This is a genomic window from Thauera sp. K11, from assembly GCF_002354895.1.
In the GTDB taxonomy this organism is placed as follows: Bacteria; Pseudomonadota; Gammaproteobacteria; order Burkholderiales; family Rhodocyclaceae; genus Thauera; species Thauera sinica.
The window spans coordinates 699090-716818 of the sequence record NZ_CP023439.1 but is presented as its reverse complement, the minus strand read 5'-3'; the positions used below and the strand labels follow the sequence as shown (position 1 = coordinate 716818).

The following is a 17729-nucleotide window of genomic DNA, read 5'->3' as shown; positions in this document are numbered from 1 at the left end:
CGCACGTCTTCCGCGATGCTCGTCCGCCTGCGCCGCGACGGCCTCAACGCCGCCCTGCCGCTGGCGCAGCTCGGGCTCGCCGCCTTCGCGCTGCACACCGGCGCCGGATGGCCGGCGCTGTTCGCCCTCGTGCTGTTGCTCGCCTCGGGCCTGTACGGCTGGATGCGCTCGCTGCAGCACGCCCGCCTGATCCTGGACACGCCGACCGCGCGCATCGCATCCGCAGCCCAAGGCTATGCCGAGTTGCGCGGCCGCGGCCAGCCGCTGCAGGGCACGCCGCTGCTATCGCCGCTCGACGGCCTGCCGGTGCTGTGGTACCGGCTGCTGACCGAGCGTCGCGACCGCGACGGCAATTGGCGCCACGAACGGTTGCAGCAGAGCGACGCGTCCTTCCTCGTCGTTGATGGCAGCGGCGAGTGCGCGGTGGATCCGGAAGGCGCCGAGATGCTGGTGCAGCGGCGCGACGTCACGGTGCGGGGCGATCTGCGGCACACGCAATGGTCGCTGCTGCGCCACGATCCCGTGTATGTGCTGGGCGAATTCCGCACGCTGGGCAGCGTCGAACCCGAGTTCGATGCGGCGGCGCAAGTGCGCGAGCTGCTGGCCGAATGGAAGAAGGACCGCCCCGCCCTGCTGGCGCGCTTCGACCTCGATGGCGACGGCCAGATCGACCTGCGCGAATGGGAACTCGCCCGTGCGCAGGCGCGGCGCGAGGTTCGGCAGCAACGCGACGCCGTGCTGACGGCCGCCGAGGCACACGTGATGCGCCGTCCCGCCGACGGGCGGCTGTACCTGATCTCGGATCTCGATCCGGCCCGCATCGCACGCCGCTACCGGCGCTGGTCGGCCTTTCACGTGGCGGTCGTCCTCGGCGCCGCGGCGGCCCTCGCGTGGCTTGGGCGGATGAACGGCGGATGAGCGACGAGGTGCGCCGGCTCAGCCGGCGGCGCGGCTCTCCAGTTCCTCCCAGCGCAGCATCGCCGCCTCGATCTCGCCGTCCAGCGCCGCCAGGCGCGCCTTGATCTGCGCGACCTCCTGCGGTGCCTCCTGGTACAGCGCCGGGTCGGCCATGCGCGCATGCAGCGCGGCCTGCTCCGCTTCGAGCGCGGCGATGCGGTCGGGCAGGGACTCCAGCTCGCGCTTTTCGTTGAACGACATCTTCGCCGGGCGGGCGGGCGGCGGCGTCCCCGCCACCGGCCTGGCCACCGCCTGGGCGGCACGCTTCGCTTCCTCGCGCCGGGATTCCTGCGCCGCGGCACGCGCGGCCTGCGTCCGCTGCCAGTCGCCGTAGCCGCCGGCGTACTCGCCCCAGCGCCCGTCGCCCTCGGCGGCGATCACCTGGGTGACGACGTTGTCGAGGAAGGCGCGGTCGTGGCTGACGAGGAACAGCGTGCCGTCATAGGCGGCCAGCAATTCCTCGAGCAGGTCCAGCGTCTCGATGTCGAGATCGTTGGTCGGTTCGTCCAGCACCAGCAGGTTCGCCGGCCGCGCGAACAGGCGCGCCAGCAGCAGGCGGTTGCGCTCGCCGCCGGACAGCGACTTCACCGGCGAACGCGCGCGCTGCGGCGCGAACAGGAAGTCGCCGAGATAGCCGATGACGTGCTTCTTCTCGCCGGCGATCTCGATGAAGTCCGACCCCGGGCTGATCACCTCGGTGAGCGGCAGCTCGGGGTCGAGCTGCGCCCGCAACTGGTCGAAATAGGCCACCATCTGGCGCGTACCGCGGCGCACCGTGCCTTCGTCCGGCGCGATCTCGCCCAGGATGAGCTTGAGCAGCGTGGTCTTGCCGGCGCCGTTGGGCCCGATGAAGCCGATGCGGTCGCCGCGCATGATGCGGGTGGAAAAGTCCCGTACCACGGTGCGATCGCCATAGCGCTTGGTGACATGGCCCAGTTCGGCCACCATCTGGCCGCTCTGCTCGCCGCGATCCACCGCCAGGTTGACGTTGCCCAGCCGATCGCGGCGCGCGGCGCGCGCAACGCGCAGCGCCTCCAGCCTGCGCACGCGCCCCTCGTTGCGGGTGCGGCGGGCCTCCACGCCCTTGCGGATCCACACTTCCTCCTGCGCGAGGAACTTGTCGAAGCGCGCGGCGGCCTTCGCCTCCGCCTCCAGTTCCTCCGCCTTGCGGCGCTGGTAGTCGGCGAACCGCCCCGGATAAGCGGCGAGCTTGCCGCGGTCCAGTTCGATGATGCGGGTGGCGATGTTGTCGAGGAACACCCGGTCGTGGGTGATGACGACCACCGCGCCGCGGAAATCGCGGATCAGTTCCTCCAGCCACAGGATGCCGTCGAGGTCGAGGTGGTTGGTGGGCTCGTCGAGCAGGAGCAGGTCAGGTTCGGCCACCAGCGCGCGGGCCAGCGCCACGCGCTTGACGCCGCCGCCCGACAGGCTGGAAACCTTCGCTTCCGCGGGCAGTCCGAGGCGGGCCAGCATGTGTTCCACGCGCTGGTTCAGGCGCCAGCCTTCGGCGGCCTCGACGGCATGCTGCAGGGCGGCAAGCCGTGCCAGCGCCTCCGGCGTGGCATGCTCGGCCACTGCCGCCATGGCGGCGTGGTACTCGACCAGCAGGCGCGCAGCGTCGCCCAGGCCATCGGCGACGGTGGCGAAAACGTCGCGCTCCAGGTCGAAATCCGCCTCCTGCGGCACGTAGGCGGTCACCAGGCCATCCTGGCGCCACACGGTACCGTCGTCGAGCGCCGCCTGCCCCGCCACCGCGCGCAGCAGGCTGGACTTGCCAGAACCGTTGCGCCCGATCAGCGCGACCCGCTCGCCGGGGTCCAACTGGAAGCTGACATGGTCGAGCAGATCGACGTGGCCGAAGGCGAGGCAGGCATTTTCTACCGAGAGCAGGGGCATGACGGAAACGGCGGCGGGGCCGGAGCGGAAAACGGATCGAAGCCGGGATTCTAGCCTCCGCACCGTCGCCGGGCCGGCTTCACGCATAATGATGCACCGCAACAATCGTTGCCGCACGAGCGGCAGCCCCTGGAGCCACGGCGAATGGAAGAAACACTCGAGCTTTTTGCCCTGCCCGATCAAGACCATGCCGCCCTGTGGGCGAAGCTGGTCGGCCACCTGCGGCCGCCGCGCGCCGCCCAGCCGCAGCAGGCGGAGGAATCCCTGCGCGTGCTGACGCACACGCTGGCACGCCGCACGGACCTGCGCGACGCCCTGCGCACCTCCTTCCTGAACCTCTTCGGCGAGCGCAAGCAGGTCTCGCTCTACGTATCGTCGGGCCTGCTGCCCTCCACCGGCTTCTTCTCGGAAACCTCGCGCCGGATCTCGGGACGCCTGCTGCCCGAAGCGATCGACACCGCCTACATGAAGGACGTGCTGTCGGTGGTGTTCCATCGCCACGACGACGACGTGTGGGTGAACGCCGTCGCCGACGAACAATGGCTGGACTTCCTGACCACCCTGCTCGACGAGGCCGAGCCCCATGCCGAAAACGACGCTGGCGATCTGCCCCCGGCCGTCGTCGAGATCCTCGAGGCGCTGCGTGTCCTCTCCTACCACGTCTCGGCGATCGGCCTGGACCCGGAACTGGTCCGCATCGATCCCGACCTGGAAGAATACGAGTCGCCCTTCCTCGCGCAGAATGCCGAACTGCTGGCCTACATCGAGCGCTACATCGGTTGGTGGAGCGCGCCCGGCCTCCTGAGCAGCGACGAGAAGCATCTGGTCGTGATGCTCGGCCAGTGCGACGAAGTGCTGCAGCGCGTGCGCAAGCGCGCCACCCGCATCGGCACCAGCCTGACGCTGACCTTCAAGCTGGAACGGCTGCGCCAGCACCTGGAACGCATCGCCGAACTGCTCGCGGTGCTCGACGGGCTGCGCGAGCGGCGTGTGGTGCACGACGTCGCACCGCGCCTGATCCGACTGTTCAAGACGCTGGTACGCGCCGAGTGCCGCAAGAATCACCTGTTCGACTACTGGGGCAAGAACGTCGAACTGCTGTCGCTGCGCATGACCGAAAGCGCCAGCCGCACCGGCGAACACTACATCACCAGCACCCGCGGCGAGTACTTCCGCATGCTGCGCTCGGCGGCGCTGGGCGGCTTCGTCATCGCGCTGATGTCGGCGCTCAAGATCGTGCTCGGCGGCCAGGGCCTGGCGCCGCTCAACGAGGCGCTCGCCTTCTGCCTGAACTACGGGCTCGGCTTTGCGCTGATCCACATCATCGGCGGCACCGTGGCAACCAAGCAGCCGGCGATGACCGCCAACGCCATCGCCGCCTCCATCGGCGAGGGCAGCGGCAAGACACGCGACCTCGAAGCCCTCGCCGACCTGATCGCACGCACCATACGCAGCCAGCTCGCCGCCATCCTGGGCAACGTCGGCATCGCCATCCCGGTGGCGATCGCGGTCGGGCTGGCGATCCACGCCCTCACCGGATCGCACTTCGTGAGCCCGGAAAAAGCCCACAAGCTGCTCGGCGAGATCGACCCGGCCAGCGGCGCGCCGTTCTTCGCCGCGATCGCGGGCGTCTGCCTCTTCCTGTCGGGCCTCATCGCCGGCTACTACGACAATCTGTCGGCCTACAACCGCATCCCGCAGCGGCTGCTGCAACTGCGCGGGCCGCGGCGCCTGCTGGGCGAAGCGCGCATGCAGCGGGTGGCCGCCTATGTCGAGGACAATCTGGGCGCACTGGCGGGCAACTTCTTCTTCGGCTTCCTGCTCGGCGGCGCGACCGCGCTCGGCGTGCTCTTCGGCCTGCCGCTGGACATCCGGCACATCGCGTTCTCCTCCGCCTACGTGGGCTATTCGGTCACCGCACTGGACTTCACCCTGCCCTGGCAGGCGGTGACGTTCGCGTTGGCCGGCGTGCTGCTGATCGGCCTGGTGAACCTGACGGTGAGCTTCTCGCTGACGCTGACCGTCGCCATGCGCGCACGCCGCATCAGCTTCGCCCAGGGACGCACCCTCGGCCACCTGCTGCTGCGACGCTTCCTGAAGCGCCCGCAGGATTTCCTCCTGCCGCCGCTGCGCGGAACCGCCCCGGAAGCCAGACCCGCGACGAGCGAGAGCAGCACCTCGCCCAGCCCACCCCCTCCCGCCCCCAATGCCTCCCAACCGCTTGGACCGGACGCGCCGAACGGCTAGTAATGTACCGCTTCGCATCGCCATAGTTCACGGCGAAGAATGATAGATTAAGATTTTGATTTATAAAGAAAATATAATCTTCTTCTATAGTAAATTTTAAGCAGCACCGACGACTACCGCGACACCGTACAGCAGGCTCTACAGCGCCGGTCGCAGCGCTTCTACCATCCGGCTCGTGTGCTCCACCGCATACTCACAATTCAGGTGGAAGTTTGTGTCGTAGAAAGCGTTTCTAGGGAAATAAAAGTCTCTGGCCTTCCCCGCAATTTCGATACCTGCCTCGCGCATAAGGCTCAATATGCCATCCAATGATGCCGAATAGTTTGCATCTAGTGATGCAGGATCTTCGATGGTGGGAGCGGGCATGAGTATCAGTCGTACCCCACGCTCTTTCAAAGTCTTATTTGTTCGAACAAGCAAATCCTTTTCACGGAGGTTCACCCTAGAAACAGTAATACTTCCGCCAACAGTTCGTGCGTTGCCACAAGCACCGCGCATGTCGCCGAATCGATTCAGATTCCTGAAATCGTACTGCATCGGATTTGGCGCCGCGTCCTGGGCGCCCTCCAGATCCGAGATCACCTTATCGTCATTCATCAATTTCCGCGCAGGGAATTGTCTATAAATGGCGTCACGGTCTTCCTTGGCAATAATATTTCGGAAAAATGCAGTCGGCTTGATCGCAGCGATATACCTTGTTTTTTGTGCCAGGCTTGATCCGTCAAAATACCCGTGATCCCATGCTACGATCTGGTCGACCATCCAATCCTCAGGCACTTTGTAGTCTCGCCAATAGTAGTACCAAGCCAGTGGCATCACTACGACATCTCCAGGTTTGGCATTCTTCTCAGCGAATGTTGTCAGCCAATCCAATGGCAAGCCACCATGCAACGACATATTCACGACTGGGCGCCCGAGTTCTTTCTCGGCAACTGAGCTGTCCATACCAAACAGGCTGCTAGAATCTCCAATTATCAGCACACGCCCACGAGTGGCGGCGCGCTCAGCAAGATACTCCTTCCATGTAATCCAGTAGGACACATCATAGGATGCCGGAATCGGCGCTCCAAATTGATACCTGAAGAGGGCATAATATAGGCCGCTCACCGCCACCATGGCTACAGCCGAAGCCGCCAAGAAAACTCTGCTGTATCGCATATCAGAATTGAAAATAGAGGAACGGGCTGTTTACGTTTGTTCCGAAGGTCGTCGCTAAGCTTGCTGCAAATAGAAAGACGCAGACTACTGCGCCAGATATGCACAACATTGCGCCGAGGTGTCTACCTCCAGCCCCCTCCAATTTTATCCGGTTCTCCACTAGATCCGCCAGTTCATAGGCGTTGGGGCACAGCCAGACGATCATTGCGGAGAGCATCAGGTAGGCTATGAACACAAGTGCACTCTGCTCATTGAGCACGTCAGGCCACTCTGCTGGCGTCGCAATACCAGCCATCGCCGCGACGATACTGTTGGCCGCGGCAAGATTCGGAGCCCTGAAATACACCCAGGCGATCACCACCATGAAGAAGGTCAGCAGCACGCCAAGTGGCGCAGTCAACCAGCCCGGCGCGCAACCGGCGATGCCGAGCTTGCGGCTCACCCACTGGAACGCATGGTTCGCACAGAGGAACGCCCCATGCAGGCCGCCCCATACGATGAACGTCCAGTTGGCGCCGTGCCACAGGCCGCCAAGCACCATCGTTGCCATCAGGTTGAAATAGCGCCAGATCTGACCGTGCTTGTTGCCACCGAGAGGAATGTAAAGATAGTCGCGCAGGAACTGTGACAGAGTCATATGCCAGCGGCGCCAGAAATCAATGATGTTGACGCTCTTGTATGGCGAATTGAAGTTGATCGGCAACTGCACGCCGAACAGCATCGACAAACCGACCGCCATGTCGGAGTAACCGGAGAAGTCGAAATAGATCTGGAAGGTGTACGCGAGCGCACCGACCCAGCCGCCTACAAACCCAACCGCATTGCCGGACGCAGCGGCAGTAAATATCGGATCGGCGTAGACACTGATCGGATCGGCAATGAGCAGCTTCTTGCTGATGCCGATGGTAAACAGCACTAGCCCGATGGCGAGATTGCGCGAGCGCACGCGGTAGACAGCCGGGTTGCGTAGCTGCGGCATCATCTGCCCATGATGCAGCACCGGGCCGGCGATCAGATGCGGGAACCACGTCACGAAGAGCAGGTAATGCACGAAGTTGTACTCGCGCGCCTTGCCCTTCCAGGCATCCACTAGAAAGGCGATCTGCGTGAAGGTGAAGAACGAGATCCCGATCGGCAGCACCACGTTCAACACCGGAGGATGGCCACCTAGCGGCGCCACGATCTCGGCCAGGAAGAAGTTCGCGTATTTGTAATAGGCCAGCAGCGCGAGGTTTGCGACGATGCTGCCGACAAGGAAGCGCTTTGCCCAGGGTGAGCGGTCCCGCAACCGCGCTATCACGTAGCCAGCCGTGTAGTTGAGAACGATCGAGCCCAGCAGCAGTGGGACGTACTGGACATCCCACCAGCCATAAAAGAAGACCGAGGCGCCGGCAAGCCATGCGGCGGCTGTGCCCCGGTGGATTCGCGCCAGTACGAAGAAACCGACGAAGACGACTGGTAGAAACGCAAAAATGAACGCGAATGAAGTGAACAGCACTTCAGCCCCTCTTTTTGGTATTTTTGATTGGGGCGGATTGTAAGCGATTCCTGAACTCAGGGGCTTGATCAGTCCGGAATAGTGGCGTTTGCCCCATGGTCTGGGTTGCGTGTGCCCATGCTACCCGCTTCCCTCGGAAGTATGCGCAGTCATCATCCCTGACGGCGCAAAACTCGGGACAGAGCATTTCCCCGTCCCGCCACGTCGGCACCGCAAAGCCGGACTGCCAGTTGGCATTGCGCCTGGACCGGAGCCCTTGACCACGTTGTTATACGCTGCGTGCATCCCGTTGGCGACGGCGTGAATGATTGCCGTGTCGGCGTTCATGTCGATGCGGTAGGAGTCATGCCACCCGGGAAGATGGCCGGCCAGCGCGAAGCCCTTGATTCACACATACTCTAGAACCTGCACGGCAAGACGTGCATCGAATCGCACATCATGATTTCTGGCCGTGCGCAGCAGCTTCAGCCCCTTCGCGCCCCTCTCGCTCAACCGCTCCTGCACCGCTTCAAGTTCATCCTTGACACTGTCCGTCTTCTGCTAGCAATGCGTGCCCCTTGCTGATCCTGGCTCGTCGCATCCACGCCCAGCGCCTCCCACGCCGCAAACTCCTCGGGCATCATGCCGGCCTGCTCGAGCGACGTGAACAACGACATCACGCTGCGCCACTGCTCGACAGGCTGGATCTGCTCGCCAGACGCCAGCATCCGGTCGAACACGCCACGTACGTCGTCGTTCAGTTCGACGTTGAGCGCTTTCAGTTCCTTGTAGATGTGCACGCTGGAATGGGCCCTGCACCTCGATGCTCGGCGCCCTACCCTCGAACAGGTACGACTCGAAGCCACGGACGAACTGTTCGTGATAGCTGCGCTTTTCCTCGAAGTCGAGATTGTTCCACTCGTCAAGATCGCGCAGGTCGAACCACTTCATCAGCGCGTTGGCATCCTCCCGCACAGCCTGTGGCGCATTCTCCCGGCTCGTCATGTCAGTCAGCACTTCGAGGAGTAGGTGGCCGCGCTCGTGCAGGAACGTACCTAAATCTGAGTTCTTCAGCAGCGCGATGATGTTCGTCTCCGGGTTGAAGGCGCCGCGCGCTGGACTCGGAGCCCTTGTCGAAGACGCCAGTCTGCGGCTCAGGCTTTGCGGATTTCAACCGGTCTACCTCTGGCAATTCGGCCGCCTTCTCGGCGACACGACTGCGCTCGGCATGCTTCTTCGGCCTGCCGCTGGACATCCGGCACATCGCGTTCTCCTCCGCCTACGTGGGCTATTCGGTCGCCGCACTGGACTTCACCCTGCCCTGGCAGACGGTGACGTTCGCGCTGGCCGGCGTGCTGCTGATCGGCCTAGTGAACCTGACGGTGAGCTTCTCGCTGACGCTGACCGTCGCCACGCGCGCACGCTGCATCAGCTTCGCCCAGGGACGCACCCTCGGCCACCTGCTGCCGCGACGCTTCCTGAAGCGCCCGCAGGATTTCCTCCTGCCGCCGCTGCGCGGAACCGCCCCGGAAGCCAGACCCGCGACGAGCGAGAGCAGCACCTCGCCCAGCCCACCCCCTCCCGCCCCCAATGCCTCCCAACCGCTTGGACCGGACGCGCCGAACGGCTAGAATGTGCGGCTTCGCCTCGCCATAGTTCAATGGATAGAACGGGCGCCTCCTAAGCGCCAGATCTGGGTTCGATTCCCGGTGGCGGGACCAGAACAAAGCACCGAGCAGCATCAGGACGACGCAGAAACCCGCGCAGCTACTGGCTCCGCGGGTTTTTTATTGCACCCGGTTGCACCATACGGCACCATACCAATACCCCATTTCTGGGGGTATCTCTGAGGGTAGATTGCTGAACATCGGCATACCCCCAGAAAAAATACCCCCACCGGACGTATTTGGCATGCCACTGACCGACACCGCGATCCGCCAGGCAAAGCCGGCCGACAAGCCGTTCAAGCTCACCGACGGTGGTGGGCTCTTCCTGCAAATCCAGCCCACCGGCGGCAAGCTGTGGCGCATGAAGTACCGCTTCGACGGCAAGGAAAAGCTGCTCGCGCTGGGCGCATACCCTGCGGTCGGGCTGGCGGCAGCACGCAAGGCGCATGCGGCAGCGCGCGAACAGCTCGCGGCCGGCATCGACCCCGGCGCGGCGAAGCAGGAAGCCAAGCGCGCCGCCAAGGTCGCCAGCGACAACACCTTCGAGGCGGTCGCCCGTGCGTGGTGGGCGATCTGGCGCAAGGACAAGGTCGAGGGCACCGCGCGCAACGCCATTCGCACACTGGAGCTTCACGTCTTCCCGCACATCGGCAAGAAGCCGATCGCCGGCATCAAGCCGGCCGACATCCTGCACCTGCTACGCCGGATCGAGGCGATCGGCACGACCGAGACCCTGAAGCGCGTGCGCGCCCGGATCGGCGAAATCTACATCCACGCCATCGCCACCGGCGTGGCCGAGAGCAACCCGGCCGAAGGCCTGCACAAGGCGCTGACCACGCACCAGGAGAAGCGCCGCCCTGCCCTGCGCGCCACCGACCTGCATGAGTTCTTCGTCCGCCTGGACGCGGTGCGCATCAGCACCATGGTCAAGGCCGCCATCCGCCTGCAGGTGCTCACCTTCGTCCGCCCGGGAGAACTGCGCTGCCCGCTGTGGGATGAATTCGACCTCGATGGCGCCACGTGGGTGATTCCCGCCGAGCGCGACCGTAGCCGGGGGCTCACCGGGATGAAGATGAAGGAAGAGCACATCGTTCCGCTGTCCCGCCAGGCCGTCGAGATCCTGCGCGAGCTGAAGGCGACCAGCGGCGGGCATGATCTGCTCTTCCCGAACCGCAACGGCCAGGGCCGACCCATCTCCGACGGCACGGTGAACCAGGCGCTGCGGGCGATGGGCTACGAGGCCGGGCAAGTCACTGGCGCCGGGTTCCGGGCGACTGCGACCGGAGCGCTACTCGAACTCGGCTACCGGCCCGACGTGATCGACAAGCAGCTCGCCCACCGCGAGCGCAATCAGGTCTTCGCCGCCTATTCCCACCACGCGCAGTTCATGGCCGAGCGCCGGGCGATGATGCAGGGGTGGGCGGATTACCTGGACGAGATGCGGAAGGGGGCGAGGATCATCCCGTTCCCGGAAGCAACGAGGGGATAACTCCACATGAGCTTCCCAGATTGAGCGCCGGCTGCTTTGGTGAGTCTGTAAATTGAACTGTGTAACTGCCCTTTGAGACGATACGGCGGTGACAGTGAGGAGCAGTCCGGGGCCTTCGACTTTCTGATGCCTTCTCAGGCCCGCTCACGCATTGTCGGAGGCGGGCCAGCATTCACATCGCCCTACAGGGGGGGGGACGTGAACGGAAAAACCCGCTCAGTGGCGGGCTTCAGAATCTCGGGGCGCAACTCGCCCCACGGGTGGAATGGTGACATCCTCGGCGAACTTCAACGCTGAGTGCGAACCAGACCAAAGTCGGATTTTCCGACATTGAGACCCAGAGCCTTGGCGAGCGCCGCCATGTAGCTTTGCGTACCAGGCACTGCCATGGTACCAGCAGGATGCCGCGCCGCTCCCGCAGGCGCGTTTCTACTCCACTGCCGCCAACACCGCCGCCGGGTTGCTCGCGGCGATGCGCAGCAGGGTCTTTGCGGCCCCTGAAGGTTCGCGCCGCCCCTGCTCCCAGTCCTGCAGGGTGCGGACAGAAACGCCGAGCAGGCGGGCAAATTCCGCCTGCGACAAGCCCACCTTCTGCCGCGCTTCGACGGCCGGCGACAAGGCCACACGGGTTTCACGCGCTGCCTGGCCGGCTTTCATCTGGCGAACCGAGGCCAGGAGCTTCTCGCCCAGTTCGGTGCCCGTCATGGAACGTTCATTCATCGTCAATCGCCTCCTTGATCGCTTTGAGCAAGTGCCCCGGGATGTTGCCGCGCACCGCCTTGGCGTAGATCACAAGCAGCCAGATCGTGCCGTTCTCCAGCCGATTGTAGTAGATCACCCGCGCACCGTCGCGCTTTCCCATGCCAGACCGTGACCAACGCACCTTGCGGCATCCCCCGGAGCCGGGAATCACGTCACCGGCCAGCGGGTTGCCGGCAATCCACGTGACGAACTCCAGACGTTCGGCCTCCGACCAGATCGATTTCGCATCGGCGGTGAAGATTTCTGTTTCGGCAACGGTGAACATGTGCCGATTATACGGCAACGCCGTATAGAATCAAACCGCTTGACAGCCCCACCAGCGCCCACCTACTCTGCAAACGTCCCGCAAACAACGGGGCACCGGTTTGGCGACCGGGTGAGATAAGGCGGACAACCGCCGCAGTGCGTTTTTTTTACGTCCGTTGCATGGTGCTGCCCTTATGGGCGGGCCGTGTTGGGAGACCGCAAGGTCTGCCGGTCCTTATCCCGGTTCGCCAACCCGACACGGTTCCGCCCACCTGTTTGGCGACGGGAAAGCGGAGAACTCGACCGCAGATAAGGAGTACCACCATGGCACACCCCGCCCTCGGCGCGCCCGCGCCCACCCCCTGCAACAATCTTCGCCGCCTACAGGCCGCCATCACCGACATGGACGGCTTCGCTCAAGGCGGCCTCTCGGAAATCTCGGCCATCGCCAAGCTCGCCTTGGCGGCAATGGAAACCCCGGACGGCTACCGCCACCCCGAAATGATCGCCCAGGCGCTGTCCGCCATCTGGGGAAAGGCTGAGAGCATCGAGAATTGCATCAACACCACCGCCGAGAAAGTCGGCTGCAACTACCGCGATCCCGACGCAGAACGCCGCTATGCTGCGTACAGGACCGCCTTCGAGGAGGTGCAGTCATGAGTCGGCCCTGAATAATTAATAACCGTTTGATTTATCGTCACAAAAGACGTGCCGTGGTCAGCTGGAATTGCAGAAAACGGTTAATATTCATTTGTTTCCTTGCAAATTTTGATCGCCGATGGGACCGAAGCCGAAGGGGCCGCAAACGGGAGAGTTGTTCCGCCAGCCGCTGGCGGAACTGATCAACGGGAGGCATCCGCTTGTGAAGCTGGCGGAGTTGATCGACTGGAGCGTTTTCGAGCGGGAATGGGCGCCGCTCTTTCCGTCAGGGCGGGGCCGGCCGGCGACACCGCCCCGTCTCGTGGCCGGGTTGCTCTATCTGCAGCACACCTTTGCCTGTTCCGATGAGGCGCTGATTTGGACTTGGGTGGAGAACCCGTACTGGCAGCACTTCTGCGGCGAGACCTACTTTCAGCACGAGCCCCCCATCGATCCCTCCTCCCTGTCACGCTGGCGCAAGCGCATCGGCGAAGCAGGCGTGGAGTGGCTGCTGACGGCGACCATCGAGGCCGCCCGGAAAGCGCAGGTGATCAAGGCGGCGAGCCTGGAGAAAGTGATTGTCGACACGACGGTCATGGAGAAGGCCATTGCCTATCCGACCGACAGCCGGTTGCTGGAGCGTGGCCGCCAACATCTGGTGAAGTTGGCTGGCCGGCTCGGGATCAAGCTGCGGCAGAACTACAACCGGCAAGCGCCCCGCTTGGCAGGACAGGTCGGCCGCTATGCCCATGCCAAGCAATACAAGCGGATGCGGGCGACGCTGAAGAAATTGCGTACCCTAGTGGGCCGGGTCTGGCGCGATATCGACCGACAGCGAACCGGCGTTGCCCCTGAGCAAGCAGCCAAGGTGGAATCGATTCTGGCCCGTGTCCGGCGTCTGCTTGATCAGAAGCCGAAGGACAAGAACAAGCTCTACAGCCTGCATGCCCCAGAAGTCGAGTGCATCGCCAAGGGCAAGGCCCGGCAGCCCTACGAGTTCGGGGTGAAGGTCACGGTTGCCACGACGCACCGGGAAGGACTGGTCGTCGGCATGCGCAGCCTGCCGGGCAATCCCTTTGACGGGCACACCTTGGCCGAAGCCCTTGAGCAGGTCGAAATCCTCACCGAGAAAAAACCGAAAGCGGTCTTTGTCGACAAGGGCTACCAGGGCGCCCAGGTGCCGGGGAGGGAGGTTTGGCGCAGCGGCATGCGACGCGGTGTCACCTGTCGGCTCAAACGGGATATCCGACGGCGAAGTGCCATCGAGCCGATGATCGGCCACATGAAGAATGAAGGATTGCTGCGACGGAACTGGCTGCGCGGCAGCCTGGGCGACGCGCTGCATGCCGTCCTCTGCGGCGCCGGCCATAACCTGCGGATGATTCTCCGGAAGCTGTGGCTTCTTCGCGCCCGGATTCTAGCCCTTCTCGAAGCGCTATCTGTCTTCCCCGCGGCTTCGAGAAACTCACCGGCGCTGACCGGAATCGCCGCGTAATGGATTATTCAGGACCGACTCATGAGCACGCACACCCTCACCCTCGATGTGGACACCATCAGCGCCAAGCTGGCTGCCGCCGCGGGCATCATCGACCTGATCGTCACCCTGGCCTGGACCGGCGATATGGAGTCGCTGTGTGAGCACTCCCTGTCCGAATCCATCAGCACCGCCATGGACATGATCGGCGAAGCGCGTCAGCTTCTCGCCGGCACTTCTCGAGAGGTACGGCTTCGTTGAAGGCGAGGACTGGGTTCTTCAGAAAATTATGGACAACCCTGCCGGCGGACCAGAACAAAGCAACAGGCAGCACCGGCAAGCACCTCGAACCCGCGCAGCTAATGGCTTCGCGGGTTTCTTTCTGCCTATCGGCACGATATGCAACCCGGCCCGTGCAGCACGAGGCCCAAAACCGTCAATTCCTGAGGGTTTCAGAAGGGAATTCGCCGAACAGCTTCCTGTAATCCGCGGCGAATCGGCCCAGGTGAGTGAATCCGTAGTCCATCGCGATATGCGTCACCATCTTCTTCGAACGGTTGCTGCTTTTCAGGACGTCGTATATCGCTTCGAGCCGTTTCCGCTTGATATAGGTGGCAGGCGACACGCCCCGATGCCGACTGAACACATTCTGTAAGGTGCGGGATGTGATATTGCAGTGGTCGGCGAGTTCGGCAACCGTGATCGGCCTGTGGATGTTCTCGGAAATGTAATCATCCACATGGCCGATCAGCCCTTCGTCTTCTCTGGTGGAATCCAGGCGATCGACATTGTGCGGAAACCATTCGAGCAGCTTGTAGCCAAGAAACTGCTTCAGCGGCTCGATTGATCGGTTCCCGCACACGCGCGCCTTTTCGGCCTCAAGGCATACCAATTCCAGCATATGCCGGAATGCGACGTCCTCGCCCAGTTTGCGCACCACCTTGTCGAAGTGGACGCCGCCCGATGGCAGGTATCCACAGCCCTCCCTGCAAGTCCGATCGAAGACACCCGACGGTATTTTCACGATCAGCTTCATGCAATCGGAGGAATAGAAGAACTTGACTTCCTCGTCGGGCGGAATCAGCGTGGCTGCGCCGACGTCCAGGCTGATTTCGTCGCGGCGATACCTGACGACGCACTCGCCGTTGATGACGAGTTGCAGATGGTAATTCCGGACAAGTTTCGGCGTGCTGACCGCAGCCGAGGAACCATAGCCGATGACCATCAGGCCGAGATCATCGAGCCTGGCATGGCGCAGCGAGGCGCACTCGATCCGCTTTTCCGTTTTCAGCGTGTGCAGGCCGATATGTCTATTTACATAGGCCGATACCTGATAGGGGTCCGCTATCGGAAATACCGTGCTTTTCTTGAGAAGACTGTCCAGCATTCCTCTCTCCCCCTCCATCCTCTTAATGGTCGCTATCGTTCAAGTATTGCGAGACACCTTTCGGCCATCGAGGCACTGCGTCCCATTCGATCCGCCGACGCTCCAAGCCTGATCACCAGCCGATTCTTCACTAGCGATATTGCCCGGTCAAGCCTGTCGCGACGTGTTCCCCGGGATCTCCGCCTCCAGCGCGAACAGGGTGACAAGCCCTTCTGTCACCCTGTCGCCCTCAAGAGCCGGGGCATGAAATCCGCTTGCATGTCTTGGCTGCGGAACGCGGCCCTCCACCCGGAATACGCGGTGGAATCAAACCATCCTGCAGCCGAGCGCCGGATCGGCGAGCGCCTTGTGGGCAATGCCGACCACCTTGTTCTCGTTGCCGACCACTCTGCGCAGATAGATGTCCTGAATGGGGTTGTGGGCCTTCGACATCGTCCATACCCCGCGCGGGCTGTCGATGACGGCGCTTTCCATCGCCGCGATGATGCCTTTCCTGTCGTCGACATCGCCTTTGACCGCTTCGATGCCGGCCGCGAAAAGCTGGGCCGTATCGTAGCCCTGGACAGCGAACACGTCGGCATTGCTCCCGAACGCCTTCGCGTAGGCCAGACGAAACTCGTCATTCTTCTTCATGTCTAGTGAATCGCCGTAGTGTGCCGTGGTTTCGATGCCTTCAGCGGCATTGCCCACGGCATCCAGGATGCCTTCGGTGAGAAAGGAACTGTACAGGGGGATCTTGTTTTTCAGCCCGGCCGCCGCGTAATCCTTGATGAACTTGGCCCCGGCAGCGCCGGCGAAGAAGCAGACGACGGCATCCGGCCTGATCGATGCGATTTCGGTCAGTAAGGGCTGGAACTCGACTTGCGGAAAGGGCAGGTGCAATTCCCGGAGTATTCTCCCGCCCGCCTTGACGAACCCTTCCTTGAAACCTTCGCCGGCCTCCTCGCCGGCACCGTATTTCCAGGTAATCCATACCGCGGTCTTCTGCCCCTTGCCGTAGACGTGCTTTCCAAGCGGATAAATCGCCTGCCAGTTGGTGAACGACGTGCGAAAGACATTGGGTGCGCACAAGGCGCCCGTTGCCGCGCCCGCTCCTGCATTGGGAATGATGTGCAGAGTCCCCGTTTCCCGCGACTGCTTGAGCATGGCCATCGCGACTCCGGTGTGGACGGTGCCGACCAGCAGATCCACTTTGTCGCGCTTGATAAGGCGGCTCGTGTTCTCGGGCGCCTTCGCCGGGTCGGATTCGTCGTCGACCTTGACGATCTCCACTTCGCGCCCCGCGAGCCTTCCTCCGCGTTCGAGCAGAAAGAGGCGGAACCCGTTCTCGATCGCATTGCCCAATTGAGCGTAGGTTCCCGAATAGGGCAGCATCAGCCCCACCTTCAGCTTGCCGCTCTGTGCCCGGGCAGACCTCGGCAGCACGCCGCCAATTGCCGCGGCACCGCCGAGGGCCGTGGCGCTCAAGATGAAATTGCGACGATTGATTCTCGAATCCATGGGAATGTCTCCTTCCGATATTATTTTCACTGCGCGGCTTCGTATTACCCCAGGTCGCCTCCCCCAACCGGAAGGGTCACGCCGGTGATATAGCCCGATTCATCGGATGCGAGGAACAGAATGGCATTGACCTGGTCATCGACGTCGCCAAAACGTTTCATGGCGGTCGAACCGACGGACTGCTCCACCATTTCCCGATACCAGGTTTCCTCCTGCGGGGACATTGGAGCGGGATTGCGCGGGATGCGGCGCGCCTCGGCGCGGGTGCCGCCGGGAGCGACGGCATTCACCCTGACTCCTCGTTCGCCGTTCTCGAAGGCCAGACAGGCCGTGATCGCATTGATGCCGCCTTTGGCCGCTGAGTAAGGAACCCGATGGATTCCACGGGTAGCGATCGACGATACATTCACGATCACGCCGCCACCCTGCGCGAGCATGACGGGTAAGGCCGCCCGGCAACACCACAGGGTCGGAAACAGGGAACGGCTGATTTCGGCCGATATCTCGTTCTCCCGATAGTGTTCGAAGGGCTTGACCCATATCGTTCCGCCGACATTGTTCACAAGGATGTCCAGCCTGCCGTGCATCGAAACGGCCTCGGCCATCACGCGTTCGCATTCCCCGAATTTCTCGAGGTCGCCGATGACCGTCGCCAGCCGGGTATCGGCCGGCCCGTTTTGCCCGCGCAATTCATGCACGAATTCGGATCGGTCCACCGCCACGACCTTCGCTCCCTCCCGCGCCATTGCCAGCGCTACCGCCCTACCGATACCCTGCGCCGCACCGGTAACGACGGCGACCTTTCCATCGAATCGTCCTCTATCCAC

At 63.1% G+C, this 17729-nt stretch carries 16 protein-coding genes and 1 tRNA gene; 8 read left to right on the top strand and 9 right to left on the bottom strand.

What is annotated here, in order from left to right; all coding sequences use genetic code 11:
- Window positions 1-15 precede the first annotated feature (15 nt).
- Window positions 16-918: a hypothetical protein gene (locus tag CCZ27_RS03290; protein ID WP_096445453.1), complete on the top strand. Its 903-nt coding sequence runs from the start codon at window positions 16-18 to the stop codon at window positions 916-918.
- An 18-nt stretch (window positions 919-936) separates the two neighbouring features.
- On the opposite strand, the gene CCZ27_RS03285 is transcribed toward CCZ27_RS03290, so the two are convergent.
- Window positions 937-2856 carry an ATP-binding cassette domain-containing protein gene (locus CCZ27_RS03285; RefSeq protein WP_096445451.1) on the bottom strand — a complete coding sequence of 640 codons (1920 nt, stop codon included), beginning with the start codon at window positions 2854-2856 and terminating at the stop codon, window positions 937-939.
- Window positions 2857-3000: 144 nt separating this feature from the next.
- Between CCZ27_RS03285 and CCZ27_RS03280 the strand changes: the two genes are divergently transcribed.
- A complete protein-coding gene (locus CCZ27_RS03280) occupies window positions 3001-5103 on the top strand; it encodes a site-specific recombinase (RefSeq protein WP_096445448.1) in 2103 nt (700 codons plus the stop codon).
- Between the two features lie 138 nt (window positions 5104-5241).
- Here CCZ27_RS03280 and CCZ27_RS23255 read toward each other — a convergent pair whose 3' ends face one another.
- The 3 genes from CCZ27_RS23255 to CCZ27_RS03270 all read right to left on the bottom strand — a co-directional run bounded on the left by CCZ27_RS23255 (window position 5242) and on the right by CCZ27_RS03270 (window position 8538).
- The gene (locus CCZ27_RS23255) at window positions 5242-6240 is read right to left on the bottom strand and encodes an alginate O-acetyltransferase AlgX-related protein (protein WP_157748428.1); all 999 of its coding nucleotides are present in this window, start codon (window positions 6238-6240) and stop codon (window positions 5242-5244) included.
- Window positions 6241-6262: 22 nt separating this feature from the next.
- Entirely contained in the window at window positions 6263-7759 is a 1497-nt protein-coding gene (locus tag CCZ27_RS03275) for an MBOAT family O-acyltransferase (RefSeq protein WP_096445446.1), read from the bottom strand.
- Between the two features lie 488 nt (window positions 7760-8247).
- Entirely contained in the window at window positions 8248-8538 is a 291-nt protein-coding gene (locus tag CCZ27_RS03270; protein WP_096445444.1) for a hypothetical protein, read from the bottom strand.
- A gap of 330 nt (window positions 8539-8868) precedes the next feature.
- On the opposite strand from CCZ27_RS03270, the gene CCZ27_RS03260 reads away from it, so the two are divergent.
- From CCZ27_RS03260 to CCZ27_RS03250, 3 genes are all read left to right on the top strand, one after another.
- Window positions 8869-9369, top strand: a complete 501-nt coding sequence (locus CCZ27_RS03260) for a transporter-like protein (RefSeq protein WP_332460892.1) — start codon at window positions 8869-8871, stop codon at window positions 9367-9369.
- A 15-nt stretch (window positions 9370-9384) separates the two neighbouring features.
- A tRNA-Arg gene (locus tag CCZ27_RS03255) sits at window positions 9385-9459 on the top strand.
- A gap of 190 nt (window positions 9460-9649) precedes the next feature.
- Entirely contained in the window at window positions 9650-10894 is a 1245-nt protein-coding gene (locus tag CCZ27_RS03250; protein ID WP_096445438.1) for a tyrosine-type recombinase/integrase, read from the top strand.
- Window positions 10895-11323: 429 nt separating this feature from the next.
- Here CCZ27_RS03250 and CCZ27_RS03245 read toward each other — a convergent pair whose 3' ends face one another.
- Together CCZ27_RS03245 and CCZ27_RS03240 are read right to left on the bottom strand one after the other, a co-directional pair.
- The gene (locus tag CCZ27_RS03245) at window positions 11324-11599 is read right to left on the bottom strand and encodes a helix-turn-helix domain-containing protein (protein ID WP_232516544.1); all 276 of its coding nucleotides are present in this window, start codon (window positions 11597-11599) and stop codon (window positions 11324-11326) included.
- A gap of 7 nt (window positions 11600-11606) precedes the next feature.
- A complete protein-coding gene (locus CCZ27_RS03240) occupies window positions 11607-11921 on the bottom strand; it encodes a transcriptional regulator (protein ID WP_096445434.1) in 315 nt (104 codons plus the stop codon).
- Between the two features lie 305 nt (window positions 11922-12226).
- Here CCZ27_RS03240 and CCZ27_RS03235 point away from each other — a divergent pair, with 305 nt between their 5' ends.
- The 3 genes from CCZ27_RS03235 (at window position 12227) to CCZ27_RS03225 (ending at window position 14276) form a co-directional block, all read left to right on the top strand.
- Window positions 12227-12562, top strand: coding sequence for a hypothetical protein (locus tag CCZ27_RS03235; RefSeq protein ID WP_096445432.1), 336 nt, complete (start codon window positions 12227-12229; stop codon window positions 12560-12562).
- Window positions 12563-12680: 118 nt separating this feature from the next.
- Window positions 12681-14036 (top strand): IS5 family transposase, encoded by a 1356-nt coding sequence (locus CCZ27_RS03230; protein ID WP_096445430.1) that lies wholly within the window; start codon window positions 12681-12683, stop codon window positions 14034-14036.
- 21 nt (window positions 14037-14057) lie between these two features.
- Window positions 14058-14276, top strand: a complete 219-nt coding sequence (locus tag CCZ27_RS03225; RefSeq protein WP_096445428.1) for a hypothetical protein — start codon at window positions 14058-14060, stop codon at window positions 14274-14276.
- Window positions 14277-14451: 175 nt separating this feature from the next.
- On the opposite strand, the gene CCZ27_RS03220 is transcribed toward CCZ27_RS03225, so the two are convergent.
- From CCZ27_RS03220 to CCZ27_RS03210, 3 genes are all read right to left on the bottom strand, one after another.
- Window positions 14452-15402: an AraC family transcriptional regulator gene (locus CCZ27_RS03220; RefSeq protein WP_198363249.1), complete on the bottom strand. Its 951-nt coding sequence runs from the start codon at window positions 15400-15402 to the stop codon at window positions 14452-14454.
- A 306-nt stretch (window positions 15403-15708) separates the two neighbouring features.
- Entirely contained in the window at window positions 15709-16902 is a 1194-nt protein-coding gene (locus tag CCZ27_RS03215) for an ABC transporter substrate-binding protein (RefSeq protein WP_096445424.1), read from the bottom strand.
- 44 nt (window positions 16903-16946) lie between these two features.
- The gene (locus CCZ27_RS03210) at window positions 16947-17729 is read right to left on the bottom strand and encodes a 1,6-dihydroxycyclohexa-2,4-diene-1-carboxylate dehydrogenase (protein WP_096445422.1); all 783 of its coding nucleotides are present in this window, start codon (window positions 17727-17729) and stop codon (window positions 16947-16949) included.